Source organism: Bacillus sp. LQ01 (assembly GCF_057624735.1).
On the sequence record NZ_JBYEZL010000002.1, the window covers coordinates 1,515,117 to 1,534,083 of the forward strand.

The following is an 18,967-nucleotide window of genomic DNA, read 5'->3' on the forward strand; positions in this document are numbered from 1 at the left end:
AGATATTTATATGGAACGATAGTACTTATTTATCTAGTTAAGTATTTAGTAAGGTCCCCACTCAATATTTACCCCAACAATAAGAAAAACAAGTCCAATGATAAACCAAATGAGTGCAAGTGGAGCCATGAAACGAATCCATTTTCCATAAGAAATGCCGCTCGCTGCGAGAACGCCCATTAAAACACCGGAAGTTGGATTAAGGCAGTTTACTACACCCTCGCCGAGCATAACAGCCTGTACTGTAACTTGGCGTGTAATGTGCATGAAATCAGCTAATGGAGCTAATATCGGAATAAAAATAACCGATTCTCCTGTTCCGGATGAAATAAGGAAATGTAATGCGGCACTACTCACGTACATACCGATAACACCAAATACAGGGCTTTGTCCTTCAAGAGACTGTGCGAGCTGGTTAACGATAGTATCAAGTAATTTGCCTTGTTCTAAAATGACTGAAATACAGCGAGCCATTCCGACAATTAAAGCACCATAGATAAGGTTTTGGCAGCCATTTAGAAAAGTAGAAGCGATATCGTTTGCTTTCATGCCACCTATTATTCCGGCTGTAATTGCTATGAAAATAAAAGTAGCGGTCATTTCTGCGTCCGTCCAATGTAGACGAAAAGCGCCTATTAAAAATGCAATTAATGATAAAGCTGAAACGAGTAAAATTAATTTATGACGTATCGTCCAAGGAACTTCTTTTTTCTCTGCTTCCTTTTCGCTTGAAAGAGCGTTACTTGGAAACCAGTTGTCGCCAAGAATGCTTCCTTTATTCAATTTTTTCAAGCGCTTTACATACCAATTAATATAAAGGATAGTGGCAAGTAAAAAAGATATATAGATAGCTGTGCGTAAACCAATTCCCGAAAACATCGGAAGTTCTGCGATCTTTTGTGAAATGCCTAAAGGTGAGGGGGATAAAATAGTAGCGTTAAAACCAGCATAAGTGCCTAAATAAATAATTGCTACACCGACGATAGCGTCCCATTTTAATGTGCGTGCAACGATGATACCGATGGGGATAAAACCGATAACTGAATTAACGATAATGCCAGTCGTTCCGAGAATAGAAAAAAGTGCGGCAACGATACAAATGAAAAGTAATTGCTGATTACGAAATTTGTTTATAACATGATAGATTAAACCGTCAAGAGCACCTGTTTTTTCAAGAATGGCAATGGCACCGCCTGTAAATAAAATTAAAAAGATGATCGGAGCAGCAAGTGTCATTCCTTTTTCAATAGCGGTAAAAAAAGAAACAAATCCTACAGGTGATTGCGGAACAGAATGATAGCTACCTGGTATTGTCGTTGTAACGGTCCCGTTTGTAACTCTTTTAAATTCTCCAGCAGGAACGAAATACGTAGCAATGGCGCAAAGTAAGGCAATAAAAAATAGTAGTACGTACGCATCAGGCATTTTAAACTTTTGTTTACTAGGTTGTTTTTTTGCCTCAGTTTGTATTTGCATAAAATTCCCCCTTCTTCACTTTATTAATTTTAATATTCTGAATTCAATCCGTGAAATAGATTATAATAAAGGTAGCTTCTTAAGGCAATAGTTTTTGTATCCTTTTCCCGTACATACAAATTATTGCAATATTAGACAGGGAAACGATAATAAGCCAAGAATATGTTATGTAGAAAGAAAAAGGGAAAGAGGGAACAAGATGTGGAAAACTACAGATCTATGTGATGAGTTTGAAAAGGAATTACAAATATGTCGCCAGTCTTTTCGGTCTTTTGGGAAGAAAGAACAATTCCACGGGAAAATTGCAACTGTAAAAGTGAAAGATGATAATGTACTAGTGAAGGAAGGATTGCAAACATTACCAGAAGGAACAGTATTAGTTGTTGATGGCGGAGCGTCTACTAATTGTGCGTTACTTGGTGATAATTTGGTAGCTATTGCGGAAGAAAGAAAGCTAGCAGGAATTATTGTGAATGGGTATGTTCGTGATTCTAGTGAACTAAAGAATATTAATATTGGTATTTTAGCGTTAGGGACAATGCCAAATAGAAGTGTGAAAGAAGGAAAAGGAGAACGAAATATTTCATTGCACTTTGGACAAGTGGATTGGAATCCAAATGAATATGTCTATGCGGATGAAGATGGCGTCATTATTAGTGAAAAGAGTTTACATAGTTAAGAGTTAATAAGTTATTATTCTTAGAAAATAAATCCGATAAAGCATGGACAAAATTCTTTGTCAATAGTAAAATAATACAGAAATTTAAAATTTACAGAATGTATAGGTTTATCGTTTTACGATAACTTAAATGGAAGTAAGTTGTGCCAAGAAAAGTGAATGTTATCACAATGATACGTTCATAAACAAAATTATTTTTCCTATACAAATATAGCCGCGAATAATGCGGGTAGGAGGTGTTGTACATTTTTGTTCGACACTTACAAAAAGAGAGTGTCAATCGCACGCCCTTGAAGGGCCTTTTTTTGTGTAAATGGTAGTAAGGGAGGAAATTTTGGGATGGCAATGTTGAAAAAGTGGCTGCTTACGTCGTTAATGGCAGTGACACTTGTATTTGTTTCTTTTGCGAATACAGTACATATTACGTTTGCTGAAGAAAATACAGCAAAACTTGCAATTATTGGGGAATCACAAAAAGGCATTATGTTATGTCCGAAAGAAGAGCAAATTAAAGATGGGGAAACAGCTTTAAGTTTGCTGCAAAAGGTCATGGGGGACAAGGTAGAATCTGAAACGATGTCGTTTGGAACATATGTAAAAGGAATCGATGGTTTAATGGCCGGGGATACAAGTGCTTGGCTGTATGATGTAAATGATAAGTCTGCAGAAGTCGGAGCAGATAGTTATAAATTAAAATCTGGAGATGTTGTTGTCTTTCGCTTTGTTTCAGACTGGAGCAATATAAGCCAGGAAACATTGAAAGAAACGTTAGATAAGTTTGGGACGTGTAAAACAGAAGAACCAAAGACGGATGATCCAAAACAAGAAAAACCAGAAGAGCCAAAGACGGATGATCCAAAACAAGAAAAACCAGAAGAACCAAAGACGGATGATCCAAAACCAGAACAACCAGAACAACCAGAACAACCAGAACAACCAGAACAACCAGAACAACCAGAACAACCAAAGCAAGAGAACATTCAAGATCCAAGTGCACAATTAAACGAAGCCATTTCTAAAACATCAGACAAGATGTTACAAGATGGAATTGAAAGTGATTGGGTAGCTGTAGCGCTTTCTCGTTCTGGAAAGAATGTGCCAATTGAGGCAAAATTAAATTATGTTAAGTCAGTAACTGAAAAAGTAGAAAAGCGCATTAATCGTTTTTCAGCGACAGATTTAGCTAGAACAATTATTATGATGAATGCAATGAGTGCAGACCCTAAAAATGTAGGTGGACATAATTTAGTTCAAAAATTGTATGAGTCAGATAAAGTGAATTCTGTTACAGGTTATGCATTTGCTTTACTTGCATTTGATACGAAGAAGTATGAGATTCCAGTTGAATCAAAATGGAACAGAGTTGCTCTAGTGGAAGCACTGTTAAATAATCAGCATACAGACGGTGGATGGACTTATAATAGTTCAGGTAGTAAAGATAGTGCTAGTAGCGTTGATGTAACAGGTATGGTTTTATCAGCATTAGCTCCTTATCAAGAGCGATCAGATGTGAAACCAGCTATACAAAAAGCTGTTGCGTATTTATATAACGAACAGCTGCAAAATGGTGGTTTTTCAGCTGATGGACAAGAAAATTCAAATAGTACTGCACAAGCAATTATTGGATTATCACTTGTTAAAGATGTAGATCAAAATCGTCTTCATAAGGCAATGCAAAACCTATTATCATATCAACTTTCAAATGGTGAATTTAAATGGTTACCAAGTGATCAAAATGGTAACGGAATGGCTACAGAACAGGCTCTTTTAGCATTACTTCAATTTAAAGAAATGGGAAAATCTATTTATGATTGGTCTAATGTAGACGCTGGTGATGTAATTAAGCCAAAACCGATTGAAGAGCCAGAAAAGGTCGTTGAACCAGAAAATAATGTAGTAGAAAAAGAAGTTACTGAAGAACCGAAAGAACAAAACCAAGTACAACAAGAAACAAAAGATGAAAATCTAAAAGTAGTTGTAGATAACGAACCGGTTAAGAATAAAAAAATCGGAAACGGTAACAGTCTACCAAAAACAGGAGCATCTTCTCATAGTGCAGCAACAGAAGTAGGTATGGGTGTATTATGTATTGCTTCTGCATATGTATTATGGAGACGTAAAGCAGCTTAACAAAAAATTAGGAGCAATTATTTGCTCCTAATTTTCGTATGAAAGGTGAGAGATAGGATGAGTAAGGTGAAATGGTTCATTTCTTTACTGCTTTCGCTCGGGCTACTTGCCGGATGTGAAGAGGCAGCTGTAAAGCCTGAAAAGAAGGTAGAACCGAAGCAAGAAGAGGTAGCGAAACAAGAAGAACAAAAAGATGAAGCGAAGCCAGAAGAAAAAGCAGAAGAAAAGCAAGCTGAATCAGAGCAAAAGCAGCAAGAAGAACAGAAAGAGAAACAAGAACAAAAAGTAGAAGAGAAGCCGAAAGAGGAAAAGCCGCAGGCACAACCAGAGGTAAAGAAAGAAGAGAAACAACAGGAACAACCGAAAGAACAGCCGGCTGTAAATAAGCAACCAGAGCAGCAACAAGCACAAGAAGAGAAACAACAACCGAAAGCACCAGAAGTAAAAGAAGAAGCAAAGGTTGTGAATCAGCCGAAAGAAACACCGAAGCAGGAGCAAAAAGTTGATCCGAATAAAGCGGAGAAAACGATACCGACTCCGGCAGTACCAAAACCTGAACCACCAAAAACAGATCCAGTACCAGTACCGAAACCACAAGCAAAACAAGTAACAATCTCGGTAAAAGGAAATAACGGATATATAATGGGTGCGAAAAAGATGGATGTACAAGAAGGCGATACAGTGTATAAAGTATTGCAACGTACAGGATTAGATGTTGATGCAAGCGGATCTAGAGATAGTATTTATGTAAAAGGTATTAATGATTTATATGAAAAAGATATTGCGGATACTAGTGGATGGAAATATCGTGTGAACGGTGCTTTTCCAAACCATAGTGCTGGTGTAGCTACGGTAAAACCAGGCGATACAATTGAGTGGGTATACGTATTACAATAAGAAAGGCATTCGGTAAAGGGCTATGAAAATAAGTTTTTCTTCTTTACATCCTTTTGTGAATTTTTTCTATTATATCGGGGTGATGATACTATGTATGATGTGTCTTCATCCTCTTTTTTTAATTGGAGCAATAGTATTAATTATTATGTTAAATGTGATGCAAGGAAATAGCGAAAAGATAAGAAAGATGCTACCGAGCATAATTGTTTTCTTTTTTATGGTAATTTTATTTAATTCGTTATTAACGCATAGAGGTCGAACTACGTTATTTTGGTTAGGTGATAGCCGTATTAAGCTTGAGGCGATTATGTTTGGAATAGTAATGGGGTTATTACTAGTTGCAGTTATGTTTACGTTTGCGTCATACAATGATATTATTTCCAGTCATAAATTTTTATATTTGTTTTCAAGAATTTCACCGAAAGTTGCATTGTTAACGATGATTACAGTGAGATTTGTTCCTTTGTTTATAAGGCGATTAAAGAAAATCACACTCGTCCAAAAAACGAAAGGTGTGCAGGTAGATTCAGGTTCGATAATAGAACGCGTCAAAAATGGTATGCAATTACTGCAAGTATTATTAATTTGTTCATTAGAAGATGCACTGCAAACGGCAGATTCTATGCAAGCTCGTGGATTTGGTGTAACGAAGCGTACGACGTATATTCGCTATAGAATGGAAAGGCGCGATTGGTATACGCTCAATTATTTAATCATTCTATTTATAGCTGCTATTGTATGTAGTAATTATGGCGGAGGGAAATTGATTATTTATCCGAAAGTCGAATCTATTTTATTCCAGCAATACGATGGAATGATGTTTGTATTATTTACACTGTTTATTAGTTTACCAATTATGATGGAAGGAAGGGAATGGATATGGTGGCGCATGCAGAAATAAACAATTTATCATTTGTATATGCTGATGAAAACGAATACGCGTTACAGCATATTTCTCTTTCTGTTCAAAAAGGTGAGTTTATTGCACTTGCTGGAGGATCGGGATCTGGGAAGACGACGTTATTAAAACATTTTAAAAAGGAGTTACTTCCAATTGGTACGCGTTCTGGAGAGATATTTTATGAGGGTGTTTTAATAGAGGAAGTAGCTGATTTGTTATCTGCCCAAGAAATTGGGATGGTATTTCAAAACCCAGAAAACCAGATCGTTATGGATACAGTGATTCAAGAATTAGCATTTTCTTTAGAAAATATCGGATTACCATCACATATTATTCAAAAAAGAATAGCAGAGCTTATTAGCTTTTTAGGATTTCAAGATTTATTGCATCAATCTGTTCACACGTTATCTGGTGGGCAAAAGCAACTTGTTAATTTAGCTGCGGTATTAGTTATGCAGCCGAAATTGCTATTATTAGATGAACCGACAGCGCAGTTAGATCCAATCGCTGCAAAAGAGTTTTTAGGATTATTAAAACGGATTAATGAAGAACTTGGAATTACGATTATTTTAAGTGAACATCGTTTAGATGAAGTTATCCCGCTTGCAACACGCGTTGTTTGTATGGATAATGGCCGTATTATGTATGATGGTAGTCCTAAAATTGTTATTACGGATATGTGGGGAGTAGAAACATTCCGTCCATTTATTCCGCAAATTCCAAGGCTATTTTTAGAGTGGAATGTGAGAGATATTCCGTTTACAGTGCGAGAGGCGCAAATGAAAATGAATGATTTTGCAGCGATATCATATGTAAATGAGCCAATAGCACAAAGTGAAAAGCAAGAGGTAATTTTAAGCGCAGAGCATATTTCGTTCCAATATGAAAAAAATAGTCCGCTTATTTTACATGATTTATCAGTTTCGATTGAAAAAGGAAAATGGGTAGCGCTCGTTGGGAAGAACGGTACAGGTAAGTCTACACTGTTAACGATTTTAGCAGGATTACAAAAAGCGAGAAGAGGGAAAGTAAAGTGGAACGGAAAAGTGATACATAAAATTGATTCGAAAGAACGATTTAAAAGTATTGGGTATGTATCGCAGCATCCGTATTATCATTTTACATTTGATACAGTATGGGACGAGGTTTATGAACGTGCACGTGAATTATACGGAGAACAAGGAAAAGAAATAGCAGAAAATACGCTAAAACAGTTTTGGTTGTATTCGCTTAAAGAACGCCATCCGCACGATTGTAGCGGAGGAGAGCAACAATTACTTGCGTTATGTACGACGTTATTATCAAAGCCGACTTTATTATTACTGGATGAACCGACAAAGGGATTAGATCCATGGAAGAAAGAAAGAGTAGGAGAGCTATTTAGGAAGCTACAAAAAGAAGGTACAACAATTGTAATGGCAACGCATGATATTGAGTTTACAGCGAAATACGTTGATCAATGTATGATGCTATTTGATGGAACAGTCATTATGAATGATGCACCGAAAGAATTTTTTAGCGGCAACTTCTTTTATACAACATCTATTAACCGATTCATTCGAAAAGAATTGCCATATGCATTAACGTGGGAGGATGTGTACGAAGCTTGTCCAAACGATATGTTGCATTCATAATATGTATCTTTGCAGTAATAATCGGCACATTACTCTTTACGACACTTGTCATGGACGGTTATTACATGTTAAGTAGTTTGTTTATATTAGCGGTTATTATGTTACCTTTCTATATCCGTTTTGAAAGAAAGGCGTTTGTTTCACGTGAAATTGTTCTCGTTGCTGTATTAGCGGCAATTGCAGCAGTAAGCCGGGTGCCATTTTCTATTTTACCAAGTGTACAACCAACTTCTTTTGTCATTATCGTTTCTGCAATTGTATTTGGAAGTGAAACTGGTTTTATGATTGGTGCTACAGCAGCAATTGTATCTAATATTTTTTTAGGACAAGGTCCGTGGACACCGTGGCAAATGTTTTCGTGGGGCATGATTGGTTTTATAGCAGGTCTACTTCGTAATACATTTTTTATGAAAAAGCTATGGGGAAGACTTCTTTACGGAGTAATTGTTGGCTTTTTATTTGGCTGGATTATGAATTTCTGGGGCCTTCTCGGTTTTATACGAGAAGCAACGTGGGAAACTGTCATTTCGTATTATATCGCAAGTTTTTACTTTGATTTGAGCCATGCGATTTCGAATGTTATTTTCTTATTACTATTTAGTACTTCATGGATTACGATTCTTACAAGATTTAAAAAGAAATACGGTATATTAGATGAGCATAACGTGACATAGAAAAGCATACTCATATAAGGTAGGGTCGCGACTTACATATTCGTTTGCCTCTTTCATGCTTCTTACATATTGTAAGGAGCATTTTTTTGTCAAAAAATCGATTTAATATACATCCGTTATTATATAAAATTATTTGTATAATGGTAGGTGAGAACTTTTTTCAAAAGTGAGGTGTATAGTTAATGAAGTTAGTTATTCCGAAGCAACATGGTGCATGGGCTATGCTTGTTATTCCTTTTTTATTAAGTGTCATACTTGGGAAACCTACTATTTATCATATTCCATTGTTTTTAGCGTGGTTTTTTATCTATTTAGCCACGTATCCATTTCTTACGTACATAAAGCAAAGACGAAAAAAAGAGTTTTTACAAGCTGCCATTGTTTATTTCAGCATTGCGTTCCTATTTGGGATGATTTCTTTATTATATGAGTGGCGAATTCTTTTATTCGTAATAGTAATGATTCCATTATTTATAGTGAATATGTATTACGCTCGTCAAAAAAATGAAAGAGCACTATTAAATGATATTTGTGCGATTATTGTGTTTTGTATCGGTGGATTAATTAGTTATTACTTTTCAATGAAGCAAATCGATCATACAGCTATATTCATTGCACTTATTTCATTTTTATACTTTTTAGGTAGTACGTTCTATGTGAAAACGATGATTCGTGAAAAAAATAACCCGAAGTATCGTCTTATATCTTGGGGATATCATATCGTATTAACAATAATCATATTTGTGATTAATCCCTGGTGTTCTCTTATTTTTATACCAAGTGCCATTCGAGCAATTGTGTTGTATGGCAAAAAAATTTCTATTATAAAAGTAGGAATTTTAGAAATTGCTAATTCTGTATATTTTTTAATCATAACGGCAATAATTATGAAGTATGCCATTTGAAAAAACTTCCCATCAATTGATGGGAAGTTTTTAATCTTTTTCTAAAATGTGAACGGTGTACTCGCAACGTTGAATAGCTTGTTCAACAGCATAAAGTGATTGTTCAATACGAGCGCGATTAAAATCTTTTTCAACTGTTTCGAGCGCTTCTTCTAAACAATTTTTAGCTTCTTGTAATGATTGAAAAGAATCTTGTACATATCCGCGAGCATTTTGATGCATTTCATAATCCTCCTTGCTATGAACAGTAAGGAAGAAAATATAATTTGTTATATTTATTTGACAATTAAAGTGGAATTACGTATAGTAAGAATTAAGTGAATATTTTCTTATCCAGAGAGGTGGAGGGACTGGCCCGATGAAACCCAGCAACCGCGATGCAGGTGCTAATTCCAGCAGAACATATTTGTTCTGGGAGATAAGACGAAGATATATACGTAACTTCTTCTTATCGGAGAGGTTTTTTTATTGCAAAAAAACCGATTACGAAAATTTATATTAAGAAGAAAGGGGTTGCGCATTACTGTGACACTCGAAAAATACGTAAAACTGCGTAGTACAGTTTATGAATATATGATAGAGCAAGATAAGCCGATATCATTGTTAGATATTCAAGAACATATCGTTTCGCATCATGAAGGAAAATTCACGAAAAAGATGTTGCATCAATTTTATTTATCAAGATTATTAGACGAACTAAAACTGGATGGGAAAATTACATTAGCTGATGAATATCTCTATGCTGAAAAAGGGGTATTGTATAAGGCGAGAAAAGGGAGCTAAGCTCTCTTTTTTTCTTAAAATAACGGAGTATGTAGAGTAAAAGACTGCTAAAGCAGCCTGATACAGGGAATGGTGTTGAGTGTGTAGTGTCAAAAATTAAATGTGCCTGAAAGAGGCAATTCATATCGGCTGCAAATGAAAAGAGACACCTTCGCCGAATAGGTGTCAGTCGTTTTGTCATATAGACTTGCTATTTGACAGTTATTAGAATAACATACAGGATTTTTGAAGTCAAAAGGGAATTAAAGGAAGGGGTACAATTATGTACGCTTACTTATTAAAAGATATAACGAAATGGATCCCAAAGTACATTGTAGATAAGGGATATGAATATTATGAAGATGGACATGTAGAAGATGTTGAAATACATGATAAAAAAGTGTTTGCTTTCGTTACTGGAAATGCAGGAAATTATGAAGTAGTTATCGATCTCGAAGATTTTTCAGAAAGTAGCTGCGAATGTCCATATGAGAATCTTTGTAAGCATATGGCGGCAGTTGTTTATGATATGCAAGGTGCTGGTGAGAGTGCAGTTAAAGAGAAACTGAAAGATTTAGAAAAAGAAGAATTACTTATATTATTGAATCGATTATTGCAAAGTTCGAAAAACGTACAAATTGTAGAGAAGTTATTAAAGAAGGGGAAACTTTAACGTATAGAGGGAGTTGTTATGTAGTGAACGTACTAATTGTATACGCTCATCCTAATCCTTCAAGTTTTAACGCGGCGATTTTAAATCATGTGCAAAAAGGACTACCGGAAACAAATCATTCAGTTACGCTGCTTGATTTATACAAAGAACAATTTGATCCAGTCCTCGTATTTAATGAAGAGAAGAAAAGACGTGATTTAGTAAATGAAGAAGAAACAGCTCGGTACAGAACGTTAGTAGAAGAAGTAGATACACTTTTATTCATCTATCCAATATGGTGGTGGGGGATGCCAGCAATTTTAAAAGGATTTATCGATCGTATTTTCGTAGCTGGATTTGCTTATAAATATGAAGGGGCTCTGGCGAAAGGCTTATTGAAAGGTAAGAAGGCGTGGGTGATTAATACGCTAGATTCACCGTTATGGTACGTCGCACTATTATATCGATCAGCAAATTGGATTATGATGAAGAGAGGTGTTTTACGTTTTTGTGGCATTCGCGATATAAAACGTTCAGTGTTTCAATCTGTGAAAACGAGTAAAGTATCAAAGCGTGAAAAATGGTTATTACAAATAGAAGAAAAGGCTCGTACATTATGAATGAAGTCGACCGTATTATAAACTGTGTTCAGTATGACGGCGAACTTTTTCGGAAGTATGTTACGTGTTTACTTCAATTGAAAAAATGTAGTAAAACATTTCAGCAAATTCAAATAGAGTTAAGAAATGACTACTTGATAAGAGGAATTTGTCAAAGAGAAGTTGATGAGGTAGTACGGGGAAGTAAAGAATATGAAACATATTTTCTTCCTAAAGCGTTACAGTGGAATTTTTTGAGTGAACATCCACACTTGATCGGAAAAATTTGCGAAGATTTTTTTGCATTTGAGTCATTACATCTTACGGAGATAGAGTGGGAGAAGATTATAAATTGCATGGGAAATAAGTGATTTATTATGTAAAAAAGCTAGTATAAAACTAGCTTTTCGTTTAAATAAATAAGAAGCATAGACTAATGATAAAACCCGCATATAGTAAGTTCACAACACAAAATCCCATAATGTCACGAGCACCTAAACCAGCTATCGCTAATGCTGGTAATGCCCAGAAAGGTTGAATTAAATTCGTCCAAGCATCGCCCCATGCAATTGCCATTGCTGTTTTTGCAGCAGGTACACCAAGTTCAGCGCCAGCTGGAATCATAATTGGTGCTTGCACAGCCCATTGACCGCCGCCAGATGGAACGAAAATGTTAACAATGCCAGCACTTAAAAATGTAAAGAGCGGAAAAGTCGTTTCATTTGAAATGCTAATAAAGAAATTAGAAATAGCTCCTCCAAGTGAAAGTCCTTCACTATTTGCTCCAATCATCATGCCCATAATTCCTGCGTAAAACGGAAATTGAAGTAAAATGCCAGAAGCACTTTTCGTAGAGTCTGAAAAAGCGCGAATATACTGAATCGGAGTACTGTGGAAAATAAGACCTGCAATTAATAACATAAAAATCACGATATCGAGAGTAAGGTTAAAACCTTTCGTATAAAAGTAATTGAAAATATAAATGAGACCTAACAATCCAACGCAAAGTGTAATAATAATGCTATTTTCCATCTTTTCAGCGAATGTATTTTTTTCTACTTCTTGAGCAGCGGCTTCTTCATGGAACACGCTAGGATCTACAGTTATCGTATGTTTTTCATCTGGATGCATCGCCTTATTAATGAGAGGCATCGTAATGAGAAAAATAATAACTGGAACGAGAGCGTATGGTGAGAATAACGTTTCTGTTATTGGAATCGCCTCTTTAATACTTCCAGCAGTCGTTTTAATTAACGTTTCACCGCCTGTTGCTAACGTAAGAGGGATAGAGGCAGAAAGACCCGCATGCCAAATGAGAAATCCAGAGTAAGAAGAGGCGATTGCTAGTCTATAATCTAATCCGTCCAGCTGCCTTGCCACTTCTTTTGCGTATAAAACAGATACAACAATTCCAAAGCCCCAGTTTATGTATGCACCAAGTAAACTTACAATTGAAATGGCAATAATGCCTTGTCCATTCGTTTTTGGTAGTCTGGCAGCTTTCGTTAATCCCTTTTTAATAAGAGGAGCATTTGCTAAAGCAGATCCAGTCACGAGTACAAGTGCCATTTGCATAGAAAAGGCGAGGAGTCCCCAAATTCCATTACCCCAGTGATTAATCATTTCTACAGGGGTTTGGTGAGTCGCAAACATACCAAAGAAGATAACGAAAACAGTTAGTAAACATGATAAAATAAACGGTTCTGGCAAGAAGCGTTGCACTAAGGCGACGCAACCATTTGTAAAGGAACGAAACAAAATAGATCACCCTCCTTATGTATATGTAGTACAATTATTCGAGGTTGTTTGGGAGATAACCTTTAAACATATAGAAAATTCTGAAATTTACAATGATTGTCCTTATATATAAAAATGTTATTTCATTTGCATCGAAGTATAATGCAACCACCGGTTTCAAACATTTGCTACTCTTAGGTTACATCATTCTACTTCTCTATTCTTATGAATTTTTATAATCTATAGTAAAAATAAAATTATAGGAGTTGAAAATCATGGAATTTTATAAAAAGCTAAAAGAAGAACGTTTAAAGCATAACTTATCACAAGAAGAACTAGCTCTTAAATTAAACATAAGCAGACAATCAATTTCTAAATGGGAGCTTGAAAAAGGCTATCCGAATATTGAAACACTTATTACATTAAGTGATTTATTCAATATTAGCATTGACGAATTAATTAAAGGAGATGATTTCTTGAAAGATAAAATCATCAAAGAAGGGAAAAGGGGGGAATTAAAAATGACAGATCAATTCAAATGGTTATATGTAATGAGTTCGATTTTGGTAGTATTTTGGCTTTTTGTACTTCCTTGGTCCAATCCATCAGGTCTAATATTAAGTATAATTAATCTCATAGCTGTTACTTATTTTGTAATTGTCGTTAACTATATCAAAAATAATAAGAAAAATTTTTTTAATTAAACTTTAAAATTAAAGCCGACAGCCAGTCAGAGTATGAATATTATCCAATTGCTGTCGGCTTTAGTTAATTCAGATTTAATTTAAATTTTGGATACTCGAATTGTTGAAGTAATGGTAGTATCTCCATGCCTATCAAGTTAAAATCTTATACCAACCCCAGAACGGAATTTTTGTACAATTTTTTTGTTGTTTAGCAATCAGTCCAGATTGTTGAATAAAATGTGTTGAAATCAAATAAATAAGCCATTTAGGAGGTGGAATTGCTAATGAAACAACAAGAACAAGTTATCTTTCGTGAGGTTCAGCGGCCACAACAAATTTGGATATGGATACTCATATTAGGGATCGCCATACTGATGTGGTATGGATTTATTCAACAAATTATCTTTGATATTCCGTTTGGAGATAAACCAGCTCCTAATGGTGCATTAATTGTCTTGTGGTTAGTTTTTGGGATTGCTTCTCCTATATTAATGCTTGGGGTATTGAAGCTAATTATTGAGGTTCGTGGAAAAGGTCTTTATGTTCGTTTTGTACCTTTTCATTTTCAATATAGGGAGTATCTCCTCAAAGATATACGTAACTATGAAAGTATTACTTACAGTCCGTTAAAAAGATTTGGAGGATGGGGAATTCGTTTTAATTTTAAGGGTGAAAAAGTCTATAACATGAATGGAAAGAAAGGCATAGAGTTAAAGTTGATATATAATTCAGTTGTAATAGGTACTCAAAAACCGGACGAACTAAAAAAAGCATTGGACTCGGCAAAACAGCATAATGAAAATTAAACTGTAGCAAATGAGCGCTTTAATGGAGGAGAGGTCACAAAAATAATCAAACTCTTTTATGATGGAAACATTCATTACGTGATTAGTAAATTCAAACACAATAGCCAATGTGTTACTAACGATTATTTGGATTTTATTGACACTCTTCGTAACTTTTTATTGGATTGTTAATAAAAAGTTTAATTATGAATAACTATGATGAGGATAGTAGATTTACGAATGCTTTTAAACCTGGAATAATATAATGGATTCAAATAAAACACCGAAATAAGAAAAAGCTTCCACTACTGTGGAAGCTTTTCTAAATAATGTGCAATATCAATATACATATTTGAATAAACCGAATGTATTTCATTACTTGGCGTTGCGTTAGAAGAGAAATGAACGATTACCATATTTGCTTTCGGATCGATGTAAAGTGTTTGTCCGTAACTACCTAACACTTCGAAAGCACCTTGTTCATTGTGGGGAATCCACCATTGATTATGATAAGAAATAGAAGCGCCACTACTAATTTCAAGTTCACCTTCTTGTACATTTTTTACACTTTCTGTAATAGAAGAAGGGAGAATTTGTTTTCCGTTATATTCCACGTTGTTTAATAGTAATTGCCCGAATCTCGCCATATCTCTAGCAGTTGCATTTAATCCAGCACTAGCTTGTTCTACTTTTGTTTCATCTGTAACGTAATACGCGTTTTCTTCCATACCAATTTGAGACCAAATTCGTTCACTTACATTTTCAGCTAGTGATTTACCAGTAATAGTTCTAATAATCCAAGCGAGCGTTTCTGTTGATCCGTTATTGTAAGAAAAGGAAGAACCAGGTGGTGCAGTTTCTTCGGCTTCTCGTAACATATCATAAATTTTCATCGGACCGTCGTAATTTTTGCCGCGGGGTAAAATATTGCTAGCTAAATATAATTGTGCATCTTGATTTTCTAGCCCAGGTTGCTCATATCCGTGGGTCGGGTATTCTGCTGACACTTGCATGTCCATTAATTGCTGAAGTGTGGCATTACCGAACGGTGTGTTTTTTAATTCTTTTATGTAAGTGTCAGCTGTTTTCTCTAAATCGATACGATTCTCTTCAGCGAGAGATTGTATAATTGCCCCGGTAAAGACTTTTGCTAATGATGCCATACCATGAGGTTCATTCTGTTTATACCCATTGAAATATCGTTCGTAAACAAGTTGTCCATTATGTACAACGACAAAAGCATCCGTTTTGTTATCGTCTAAAAGTTTTTTTAGAGGAGTTGTATTTCCGAATCTACGCTCCACAGCAAAATCGTCTAAGTTTTGCAATGCGGAAGGGAAGTGAGCAATTTGGTCAGGATTGTTTTTTACGTTATTAACTAAAGTGAATTCTTTCATATGGGTATATGACCAACGTAAGTAAGGGTCATTTAACCAGTTTTCTTTTGTCACATTATGTTTTGATGGGGTCGTTTTATTTTGTTTGAAGTAAGTAAACCCAAGCCCTGTAATTACAAATATGAATGTTAGTATAAGTAAGAGTAGGGGAGATTTTTTTAGTTTCATATATGGTCCTCCTTTTTATTTCTACTATAAGTATACGCTCGTCTTGAAAGAAATACAAAATAAGGAAAGTAAACGGGGAAGTTTACTTTCCTTATTAACGTTAAGCGGAAATTTTTCCGTCTGTAGGTTGTTTCTTGAATTTTTGTTTTCGTCCGTGTAATCCATAATATAAAAGTAAAGTGAACGCAACGATAATAGCTGCGATAAAATACATATTATGATAACTGGATTTCGCTGCGACAATACCTAAAATGAAAGAACCAAAGCCAATACCACTATCAAAGAATGAGAAATACGTAGCTGTCGCAGAACCACGTCTATGGTTTGGAGCGGCAGAAATCGCAATCGTTTGGAAACTCGGAATTAATGTTCCGTAACCTAAACCGATTAGCATACCTGCGCCAAGGAACCAAAATGAAGTTTGTGCTTGGCTTAATATGAACATTCCGATTGTGAAAATAATGATAGCAGGGTAAACGAGTACATTTTCACCGAAGCGATCAAAAATCTTTCCTGTAAATGGACGAGAAATGACAACAACAAGTGCGTATAAAATAAAGAAGTAACTTGCAATTTCACTTAAACCGAGTTCTTTCGCATAAATAGGAATAAAGGATAAAATACCACTATAAGAAAAGGCTAAAACAAATCCTGTAAGTGCAATTGGAATAGAAGATGGTTCGATTAAGTCTTTCCATTTCATTTTTTCACGTTTTTGTTTGCTAACAGGTGCTTCGTGTGGAATATCTACAAGTAGTCCTAATAAAAATGCAAGTAATGAAAATACGGAACAAACGATAAATAACACAGTAAACGAAAAATGAGAAATAATTGTTAAACCTAAAAAAGGACCAATTACCATCGGCAGACTCATAAATACGCCGAAATATGCAAGTGCTTCGCCTCGTCGATGAGCTGGCGCAACATCAGTTACGATCGTACCAGTAGCTGTCGTTGCCATCCCGAACCCAATACCGTGTAAGAAGCGAAGGGCAAGTAATAAGAATAAACTTTGCGCACCGAAATACATAACAGTAGCGGCTAAAAATAATGAAAGTGAAATAAATAATATTTTCTTTCTTCCTAAATCATCGAGCCATTTTCCTGTGAATGGTCTACATAAAACAGAAGAAATAAGAAACACAGTTGCAACTAAACCAATTTCCTCAGGTTTTCCTTTTAGGCCGTCTATTACATAGACAGGTAGAGTAGTCATAAGCATGTAAAATGTTAAGAAGAGAAATAGACTACTAAAACAAGTTCCGAGGAAATCCTTCGTCCAAAGTTTCTCACTTTGCATCGTCATCCCTCCAATTTAATCTAAATTTTTAATAATTTGTTGTAACACTTGAAATGCTTGATGTAAATCATCTTCGTTAATACCTTCTAGCGTTTTTTCTTCGAAAGTATCAACTTCTTCTTGCCATATTGGAATCATCTTTATCGCTGTTTCGGATAAAGAAATGAGCTTCTCACGGCGATCTTTACCTTCTGTACGAATAATCCATCCCATCGTTTCCATACGTGTTAACGTACGAGTCATCGTTGGTGATTCAACATTTAAATACTGGCACAATTCTGTTTGCGTACAAGAACCAGTTTGATTAATGCGGAAAATAACAGCCCATTGCGCACTAAATAACCCTGTTGGAGATACACGTTCATTAAATTTCTTCGTAAACTTTCGAGAAGTCTGGCTGACGATGTGAAAAAAATGTTGTTTTTCGTCCATGTATTTTGATCCTTTCAAATTAGTTACCTAGCTAACTATATACTTTTTTATAATAATTGTCTAGTAATAGACATGTTGATTTATGTAAAAAATTCTTATAGCTTTTATGTTGCGAACGTACATTCTACGTGCTATTCTTTAATTAAGTAAAGAATTTTCTTTCTATTAAATAGAATGGAGGAACTTGTGATGATTAAGCCTGCAACAATGGAGTTTGTTTCACTATCGAACGGAGAAACGATTGCATATCAGGAAGTTGGAAGGCGAAATACAGATATTCTTGTACTCATTCACGGGAACATGACATCGTCACAACATTGGGATTTAGTTATTGAAAAGTTGCAAGATCAATACCATATTTACGCTCTTGATTTAAGAGGGTTTGGACAATCAACGTATAATCAATCGATAGATTCATTACAAGACTTTGCAGACGATGTAAAATTATTTATCGACGAGTTAAAACTAGAGAAATTCTCATTAATGGGCTGGTCAATGGGCGGTGGCGTTGCGATGCAATTTACAGCGAATCACCCAACTTTTGTAGAAAAGTTAATTTTAGTAGAATCAGTAGGAATGAAAGGTTACCCAATCTTTAAAAAAGATACGAATGGGCAGCCAATTGTATCAAGTTTAGTAAAGACGAAAGAAGAAATTGCGCAAGATCCAGTACAAATTGCTCCAGTATTAGACGCGATAAAAAATATGAACAAACTATATTACCGTACAGTATGGAATCTATTAATATATACACATAATCAACCTGAACCGGACCGTTATGAAAAGTATTTAGATGATATGTTAACGCAACGTAATTTCGTAGATGTGAATTATGCGCTCATTACATTTAATATTTCAGATGAACATAATGGGGTTGTAGAGGGAAGTAAACAAATTCATCGTATTAAAGCGCCAACACTCGTCATACAAGGCGATAGAGATTATGTCGTTCCGCAAGTAGTCGGTGAGGAATTAGCGAAACATTTGCCAAATGCAGAGTTGAAGGTATTAGAAGATTGCGGACACTCGCCGTTTATTGATTGTTTAGATGTATTTATAAAACATGTAGAGAATTGGTTAGAACAGAAATAATCCCCGAAATGAACAGTATTGCATATACTATAACATTTGTATGTTAAAGGGGAGATTATCA

The 18,967-nt window shown here is 35.3% G+C and carries 20 protein-coding genes and 1 riboswitch; of the genes, 14 read left to right on the forward strand and 6 right to left on the reverse strand.

Annotation, left to right across the window (positions count from 1 at the left end; translation table 11 throughout):
* Positions 1-45: 45 nt before the first annotated feature.
* Positions 46-1,476, reverse strand: coding sequence for a YfcC family protein (locus tag AC22L0_RS20195; RefSeq protein WP_001166970.1), 1,431 nt, complete (start codon positions 1,474-1,476; stop codon positions 46-48).
* Between the two features lie 199 nt (positions 1,477-1,675).
* On the opposite strand from AC22L0_RS20195, the gene rraA reads away from it, so the two are divergent.
* The 7 genes from rraA (at position 1,676) to AC22L0_RS20230 (ending at position 9,296) form a co-directional block, all read left to right on the forward strand.
* Positions 1,676-2,155 carry a ribonuclease E activity regulator RraA gene (gene rraA / locus AC22L0_RS20200; protein ID WP_087964972.1) on the forward strand — a complete coding sequence of 160 codons (480 nt, stop codon included), beginning with the start codon at positions 1,676-1,678 and terminating at the stop codon, positions 2,153-2,155.
* Between the two features lie 339 nt (positions 2,156-2,494).
* A complete protein-coding gene (locus tag AC22L0_RS20205) occupies positions 2,495-4,285 on the forward strand; it encodes a DUF4430 domain-containing protein (RefSeq protein WP_087964970.1) in 1,791 nt (596 codons plus the stop codon).
* A gap of 57 nt (positions 4,286-4,342) precedes the next feature.
* Complete coding sequence (locus AC22L0_RS20210; protein WP_087964968.1) at positions 4,343-5,182, forward strand: DUF4430 domain-containing protein; 840 nt, start codon at positions 4,343-4,345, stop codon at positions 5,180-5,182.
* Between the two features lie 22 nt (positions 5,183-5,204).
* The gene (locus AC22L0_RS20215) at positions 5,205-6,083 is read left to right on the forward strand and encodes an energy-coupling factor transporter transmembrane component T (protein ID WP_098382119.1); all 879 of its coding nucleotides are present in this window, start codon (positions 5,205-5,207) and stop codon (positions 6,081-6,083) included.
* A complete protein-coding gene (locus AC22L0_RS20220) occupies positions 6,056-7,717 on the forward strand; it encodes an ABC transporter ATP-binding protein (protein ID WP_140160686.1) in 1,662 nt (553 codons plus the stop codon). The genes AC22L0_RS20215 and AC22L0_RS20220 overlap by 28 nt, the downstream gene beginning before the upstream one ends.
* Positions 7,690-8,391, forward strand: coding sequence for an ECF transporter S component (locus tag AC22L0_RS20225; protein WP_000044901.1), 702 nt, complete (start codon positions 7,690-7,692; stop codon positions 8,389-8,391). The genes AC22L0_RS20220 and AC22L0_RS20225 overlap by 28 nt, the downstream gene beginning before the upstream one ends.
* A 182-nt stretch (positions 8,392-8,573) precedes the next feature.
* Complete coding sequence (locus AC22L0_RS20230; protein WP_000779980.1) at positions 8,574-9,296, forward strand: YwiC-like family protein; 723 nt, start codon at positions 8,574-8,576, stop codon at positions 9,294-9,296.
* A 30-nt stretch (positions 9,297-9,326) separates the two neighbouring features.
* Here AC22L0_RS20230 and AC22L0_RS20235 read toward each other — a convergent pair whose 3' ends face one another.
* Positions 9,327-9,518 (reverse strand): hypothetical protein, encoded by a 192-nt coding sequence (locus AC22L0_RS20235; RefSeq protein WP_000554032.1) that lies wholly within the window; start codon positions 9,516-9,518, stop codon positions 9,327-9,329.
* 104 nt (positions 9,519-9,622) lie between these two features.
* A riboswitch (SAM riboswitch) is annotated at positions 9,623-9,721 on the forward strand.
* A gap of 100 nt (positions 9,722-9,821) precedes the next feature.
* On the opposite strand from AC22L0_RS20235, the gene AC22L0_RS20240 reads away from it, so the two are divergent.
* The 4 genes from AC22L0_RS20240 (at position 9,822) to AC22L0_RS20255 (ending at position 11,680) form a co-directional block, all read left to right on the forward strand.
* Positions 9,822-10,079, forward strand: a complete 258-nt coding sequence (locus tag AC22L0_RS20240) for a hypothetical protein (protein ID WP_000171476.1) — start codon at positions 9,822-9,824, stop codon at positions 10,077-10,079.
* 262 nt (positions 10,080-10,341) lie between these two features.
* Positions 10,342-10,731, forward strand: a complete 390-nt coding sequence (locus AC22L0_RS20245; protein WP_000271524.1) for an SWIM zinc finger family protein — start codon at positions 10,342-10,344, stop codon at positions 10,729-10,731.
* 23 nt (positions 10,732-10,754) lie between these two features.
* Complete coding sequence (locus tag AC22L0_RS20250) at positions 10,755-11,330, forward strand: NAD(P)H-dependent oxidoreductase (protein ID WP_087964963.1); 576 nt, start codon at positions 10,755-10,757, stop codon at positions 11,328-11,330.
* A complete protein-coding gene (locus AC22L0_RS20255; protein ID WP_140160685.1) occupies positions 11,327-11,680 on the forward strand; it encodes a group-specific protein in 354 nt (117 codons plus the stop codon). Before AC22L0_RS20250 ends, AC22L0_RS20255 begins: the two co-directional genes overlap by 4 nt.
* A 40-nt stretch (positions 11,681-11,720) precedes the next feature.
* On the opposite strand, the gene AC22L0_RS20260 is transcribed toward AC22L0_RS20255, so the two are convergent.
* Positions 11,721-13,067: a short-chain fatty acid transporter gene (locus AC22L0_RS20260; protein WP_000490012.1), complete on the reverse strand. Its 1,347-nt coding sequence runs from the start codon at positions 13,065-13,067 to the stop codon at positions 11,721-11,723.
* Positions 13,068-13,321: 254 nt separating this feature from the next.
* On the opposite strand from AC22L0_RS20260, the gene AC22L0_RS20265 reads away from it, so the two are divergent.
* Positions 13,322-13,750, forward strand: coding sequence for a helix-turn-helix domain-containing protein (locus AC22L0_RS20265; RefSeq protein ID WP_053512606.1), 429 nt, complete (start codon positions 13,322-13,324; stop codon positions 13,748-13,750).
* Positions 13,751-14,016: 266 nt separating this feature from the next.
* Positions 14,017-14,538, forward strand: a complete 522-nt coding sequence (locus AC22L0_RS20270) for a DUF6141 family protein (protein WP_053512605.1) — start codon at positions 14,017-14,019, stop codon at positions 14,536-14,538.
* Between the two features lie 284 nt (positions 14,539-14,822).
* Here AC22L0_RS20270 and AC22L0_RS20275 read toward each other — a convergent pair whose 3' ends face one another.
* The 3 genes from AC22L0_RS20275 to AC22L0_RS20285 form a co-directional block, all read right to left on the reverse strand.
* On the reverse strand, positions 14,823-16,082 hold the full coding sequence (locus tag AC22L0_RS20275; RefSeq protein ID WP_087964959.1) for a serine hydrolase domain-containing protein: 1,260 nt from the start codon (positions 16,080-16,082) through the stop codon (positions 14,823-14,825).
* Between the two features lie 100 nt (positions 16,083-16,182).
* Positions 16,183-17,382, reverse strand: a complete 1,200-nt coding sequence (locus AC22L0_RS20280; protein ID WP_001190318.1) for an MFS transporter — start codon at positions 17,380-17,382, stop codon at positions 16,183-16,185.
* A 15-nt stretch (positions 17,383-17,397) separates the two neighbouring features.
* Positions 17,398-17,814 carry a MarR family winged helix-turn-helix transcriptional regulator gene (locus AC22L0_RS20285; protein ID WP_000343675.1) on the reverse strand — a complete coding sequence of 139 codons (417 nt, stop codon included), beginning with the start codon at positions 17,812-17,814 and terminating at the stop codon, positions 17,398-17,400.
* A gap of 189 nt (positions 17,815-18,003) precedes the next feature.
* Between AC22L0_RS20285 and phaZ the strand changes: the two genes are divergently transcribed.
* On the forward strand, positions 18,004-18,906 hold the full coding sequence (phaZ, locus tag AC22L0_RS20290) for an intracellular short-chain-length polyhydroxyalkanoate depolymerase (protein ID WP_000594878.1): 903 nt from the start codon (positions 18,004-18,006) through the stop codon (positions 18,904-18,906).
* Positions 18,907-18,967 lie beyond the last annotated feature (61 nt).

What these genes read in the sequence shown, in the direction of transcription:
- AC22L0_RS20210 (WP_087964968.1), top strand. Translation starts at nt 4,343, where the DNA reads ATGAGTAAGGTGAAATGGTTCATTTCTTTACTGCTTTCGCTCGGGCTA.
- AC22L0_RS20195 (WP_001166970.1), bottom strand. Translation starts at nt 1,476, where the DNA reads ATGCAAATACAAACTGAGGCAAAAAAACAACCTAGTAAACAAAAGTTT.
- AC22L0_RS20275 (WP_087964959.1), bottom strand. Translation starts at nt 16,082, where the DNA reads ATGAAACTAAAAAAATCTCCCCTACTCTTACTTATACTAACATTCATA.
- AC22L0_RS20245 (WP_000271524.1), top strand. Translation starts at nt 10,342, where the DNA reads ATGTACGCTTACTTATTAAAAGATATAACGAAATGGATCCCAAAGTAC.
- AC22L0_RS20220 (WP_140160686.1), top strand. Translation starts at nt 6,056, where the DNA reads ATGGATATGGTGGCGCATGCAGAAATAAACAATTTATCATTTGTATAT.
- AC22L0_RS20230 (WP_000779980.1), top strand. Translation starts at nt 8,574, where the DNA reads ATGAAGTTAGTTATTCCGAAGCAACATGGTGCATGGGCTATGCTTGTT.
- AC22L0_RS20215 (WP_098382119.1), top strand. Translation starts at nt 5,205, where the DNA reads ATGAAAATAAGTTTTTCTTCTTTACATCCTTTTGTGAATTTTTTCTAT.
- AC22L0_RS20285 (WP_000343675.1), bottom strand. Translation starts at nt 17,814, where the DNA reads ATGGACGAAAAACAACATTTTTTTCACATCGTCAGCCAGACTTCTCGA.
- rraA (WP_087964972.1), top strand. Translation starts at nt 1,676, where the DNA reads ATGTGGAAAACTACAGATCTATGTGATGAGTTTGAAAAGGAATTACAA.
- AC22L0_RS20265 (WP_053512606.1), top strand. Translation starts at nt 13,322, where the DNA reads ATGGAATTTTATAAAAAGCTAAAAGAAGAACGTTTAAAGCATAACTTA.
- AC22L0_RS20205 (WP_087964970.1), top strand. Translation starts at nt 2,495, where the DNA reads ATGGCAATGTTGAAAAAGTGGCTGCTTACGTCGTTAATGGCAGTGACA.
- AC22L0_RS20255 (WP_140160685.1), top strand. Translation starts at nt 11,327, where the DNA reads ATGAATGAAGTCGACCGTATTATAAACTGTGTTCAGTATGACGGCGAA.
- AC22L0_RS20235 (WP_000554032.1), bottom strand. Translation starts at nt 9,518, where the DNA reads ATGCATCAAAATGCTCGCGGATATGTACAAGATTCTTTTCAATCATTA.
- AC22L0_RS20270 (WP_053512605.1), top strand. Translation starts at nt 14,017, where the DNA reads ATGAAACAACAAGAACAAGTTATCTTTCGTGAGGTTCAGCGGCCACAA.
- AC22L0_RS20280 (WP_001190318.1), bottom strand. Translation starts at nt 17,382, where the DNA reads ATGCAAAGTGAGAAACTTTGGACGAAGGATTTCCTCGGAACTTGTTTT.
- phaZ (WP_000594878.1), top strand. Translation starts at nt 18,004, where the DNA reads ATGATTAAGCCTGCAACAATGGAGTTTGTTTCACTATCGAACGGAGAA.